The organism is Microbacterium sp. (assembly GCF_031988965.1).
GTDB lineage: Bacteria > Actinomycetota > Actinomycetes > Actinomycetales > Microbacteriaceae > Microbacterium.
In genome coordinates, this window is sequence record NZ_DALZXX010000165.1 from 1 (window position 1) to 3998 (window position 3998).

Below are 3998 nucleotides of genomic sequence, written 5' to 3' on the forward strand. Positions count from 1 at the left end.
TGCCGTATCGCTCGGCGTGCTGGATCTGCTCCGTCGCCAGCGCATACCGTTCGGCCGGGGACGCGTCATCGAGAAGGCGCGTGAAGAAGGCGATCGTGGGGCCGGTCATGCGGGCTGCTCCGTTCGTCCGGGGACGGCTGCGAGCAGCTCCCTGGTGTAGTCGTGCTGCGGGGCGTGGAAGAGCTCCTCGGTGTGGCCCTCCTCGACGATGCGGCCCCGGCGCATGACCGAGACCGTGTGGCTGATCCGGCGCACGACCGCCAGATCGTGCGAGATGAACAGGTAGGTCAGCCCGAGCTCGCCCTGCAGCGAGGTGAGCAGTTCGAGGATGCGAGCCTGCACCGTCACATCGAGCGCCGAGACCGCCTCGTCGAGCACGACGATCTCGGGGTCGATCGCGAGCGCCCTGGCGATCGCCACACGCTGGCGCTGACCGCCGGAGAGCTCCCGAGGAGTGCGCGTGGCGACGTCGCTCGGCAGCGACACCCGATCGAGCAGGGCGAGCGCCCGGCCCTTGCGTTCGGCACGCGAGCCGACGCCGAAGTTCTGCAGGGGCTCCGAAACGATGTCGACGATCTGCTGCCGCGGGTCCAGAGACGCGAACGGGTTCTGGTAGACCAGCTGGACGCGGCGGCGCAGCGCCCGCAGCCTTTGACCCGACAGCCCCGTCACGTCCTCGCCGTCGATCTCGATGGCACCGGCATCGGGCTGGTGGAACCGCGTGATCAGACGCGCGGTGGTGGTCTTGCCTGATCCCGACTCCCCCACCAGGGCGTGGGTGGTTCCTCGGCGCACGCGGAACGAGACGTCGTCGACCGCACGGAAGCGCTCGCGACCGGCGACCCTGAACTCCTTGATGAGACCGGTGGCGGTGATCGCGAACGGGTTCTCGGCGGCGACCGCCGCGGCATCCCTCAGGAAGGGCGGCGCCTCGGGCCGGCGGAAGCCCGTGATGAACGCCGGGGCATCGGCCAGCAGCTGCTTCGTGTAGGCGTCCGTCGGCGCTGCCAGCACGGTCTCACTCGGCCCCTGCTCGACGACGCGTCCGTCCTTCAGCACGACGAGGCGCTGCGCCCGGTCCGCGGCGACACCGAGGTCGTGGGTGACCAGGAGGATGCTCGTGCCCTCGTCGCGGCGCAGCTCGTCGAGCAGGTCGAGCACCTTGCGCTGCACCGTGGCGTCCAGTGCGCTGGTCGGCTCGTCGGCGATCAGCAGTCGGGGTCGCAGCGCGATCGCCGACGCGATGAGCACGCGCTGCCGCATTCCTCCGGAGAGCTCGTGCGGATACTGGCGCACACGCAGTTCCGGATCGTCGATGCCGACGCGGTCGAGCAGCTCGATCACCCGCGCCCGACGCGCACGACCGTCGCGGTGCCCGTGCAGCTTCAGCACCTCTTCGACCTGAGCGCCGATCGGGCGTACGGGGTCGAGCGAGGTCACCGGGTCCTGCGGGACGAGACCGATCTCGGGCCCGCGGATGCTCCGCAGGGAGCGATCCGTCCACCCCGAGATGTCGAGGTCGCCGAGACGCACCGTGCCGCCCTCGACCCGACCGCCGGCGGGCAGCAGGCCGAGCAGCGCGTGCGCCGTCGTGGATTTGCCCGACCCGGACTCCCCCACCAGCGCCAGTGCCTCGCCCTCGGCGATCTCGAACGAGACGCCGTGCACGACCTCACGCTGACCGGTGCGGGTGGCGTACGAGACCCTGAGGTCATCGACGGCGAGAACGGTCATCGCGAGTTCCTTCCGATGCGGTGCGAGATGCGGTTCGCGCTGAGCACGACCGCGACGACGACGAGGCCGGGCAGGGCCGTCAGCCACCAGGCGGTGGCGGTGTAGTTGCGGCCCTCCGCGATGAGCAGACCCCACTCGGGCGTGGGCGGCGGTGCGCCGTAGCCGAGGAATCCGAGCGTCGAGATCGCCAGGATCGCGGTGCCGAACTGCAGTGCGGCGAGCGCCACGATCGGCGTGAGGGAATTCGGCAGCACGTGGCGACGGAGCACGGTGAAGAACGTGCCCCCGCTGCCGTACGCCGCCTCGACGTACTCGCTGCGCCGCACGCGAGCGACCTCCGACCGCATCAGACGGGCGAAGGCCGCGACGCTGCCGAGACCCACGGCGATCGCCGCGTTCACGGTGCCGAACCCGAGCAGGATGATGACCGACAGCGACAGCAGCAGACCGGGGATCGCGAGCAGCACGTCGACCACCCGCATCAGGATGTCGTCGACGACACCGCCGAGCGCCCCGGCGATCGCTCCGACGAGGGTGCCCAGCGCAAGCCCGACCGTGACGGCGATCAGAGCGCCGGAGAGCGAGTGCACCGCACCGTGGACGACGCGACCGAACAGATCGCGACCGAGGGTGTCGGTGCCGAACCAGTGCGCCGCGCTCGGCGGAAGCAGCTTGTCGGCAGGGGTGCCGGTGAGCGGGTCGCCGGGCGCGAAGACCCCGGGGATCAGCGCCCAGAGCACCGCGAGCGACACCACGACCACAGCGAGGTACAGACCCCAGGGTCGCGCACGCAGCCCGCGGGCCCTTCTGCGCGGGGCGGATGCCGCGGCATCCTTTTCCGGAGGCTCGACAGCGGGGTCGGTCGATGCGGCGATGGCGGCGACGGTCATGCCGAGACTCCTGCCTTCGAGAGGGCACGCTGGCGGGGATCGATCAGCGGGGTGACGAGGTCGACGGCGAAGCTGATGAGCACGAAGCCGAGGGCGGACAGCAGCACGACGCCCTGCAGCACGGGGATGTCCTGATTCGACACCGCCTGCTCGGTGAGCCGGCCGATGCCCGTGCGGCCGAACACGGTCTCGGTGACGACCGCGCCGCCGACCAGCTCTCCGAACAGCACACCGGCGATGGTGAGTGTGGGCAGCGCGGCGTTGCGCGCGACCGAGCGGGTCAGGACCCACGACGGCGGCGCGCCCTTGGCACGGACGACCGTGATGAAGGGCTGCGCCTGCACCTGATCGATCGCGCGCACGAGCACCTGCGCGAGAGGCGCCGAGATGGGCACCGCGAGCGTGAGCACCGGCAGGATCAGCCCCGCGACGGGATCGGCGCCGACGATCGGCACCCAGCCCAGACCGAACGAGAAGATCTGGATCAGCAGGATGCCGAGCCAGAACACGGGTACCGCGACGAACAGTCCGGGCACCTGACGGATGCCGTTGCGCAGCCATGCGAACGGTGCCAGCGACGAGAGTCCCGCGACGAGCACCGCGATCAGCAGCGCCACGACGAGCCCGAGCGACGCCAGCAGCAGGGTCGACGGCAGCGCCTCGGCGAGCATGGTCAGCACCGGAGTGCCGAACTGCGTCGAGAATCCGAAGTCGCCCGCCAGGAAGCCCAGCCCCGCGTGCACATACTGCTGCCACCAGGGCAGGTCGGTGCCGTACGTGGCGCGGATCCCGTCGAGCTGCTCCGGCGACAACCCGAGGCTGGGGTCGGAGAACTTGATCAGGATCGCATCGCCCGGCAGCAGCTGCAGCAGGAAGAAGGTGGCCGTGAAGGCCGCGATCAGAACGATCGCGGCCTGCCCGGCTCGTCGAAGGACGAAGCTCATCTATGCACCGTGTCCGTCACACTCAGTGCTCGGCGAGCCAGACGCCCGAGAAGGTGGGGCGACCGACCGACTCGAAGTCCACACCGTGCACGTAAGTGGCGGCGCCGTAGACCTGCGGCTCCTCGAACAGCGGGATGACGTACGCCTGCTCGGCGATGTAGTCCTGCACCGCCTGCGAGGCCTCGACCCGCTTCTCGGTGTCCGGCTCCGAGGCCACGGCCTCGAGCAGCGCGTCGAGCTCGGCGTCGTTCGAGATCAGGGCATCGCGGTTCTTCGTGTAGTACTGGCTCTTGATCACGTCGAAGTCCGCGCGTCCGACCATCGAGTGGTAGAAGCCGGTCTTGAGCGGGTCGCGGGTGTCCGCCGCGTAGGAGCCGGCATCGGCGGGCTTCACCGTGAGCTCGACGCCCACCTTCGCGAGCTGCTGGGC

The 3998-nt window shown here is 70.2% G+C and carries 3 protein-coding genes and 1 pseudogene; all 4 read right to left on the minus strand.

Going from position 1 to position 3998, the window contains the following annotated elements:
- Nucleotides 1–105: 105 nt before the first annotated feature.
- Nucleotides 106–1734: an ABC transporter ATP-binding protein gene (locus tag RTM68_RS16490; RefSeq protein WP_312173003.1), complete on the minus strand. Its 1629-nt coding sequence runs from the start codon at nt 1732–1734 to the stop codon at nt 106–108.
- Nucleotides 1731–2624, minus strand: coding sequence for an ABC transporter permease (locus RTM68_RS16495; RefSeq protein ID WP_312173006.1), 894 nt, complete (start codon nt 2622–2624; stop codon nt 1731–1733). Before RTM68_RS16495 ends, RTM68_RS16490 begins: the two co-directional genes overlap by 4 nt.
- A complete protein-coding gene (locus tag RTM68_RS16500) occupies nt 2621–3568 on the minus strand; it encodes an ABC transporter permease (protein ID WP_312173009.1) in 948 nt (315 codons plus the stop codon). The genes RTM68_RS16495 and RTM68_RS16500 overlap by 4 nt, the downstream gene beginning before the upstream one ends.
- Before the next feature lie 22 nt (nt 3569–3590).
- Nucleotides 3591–3998, minus strand: a pseudogene (locus RTM68_RS16505) (TIGR04028 family ABC transporter substrate-binding protein); the annotation flags it as partial.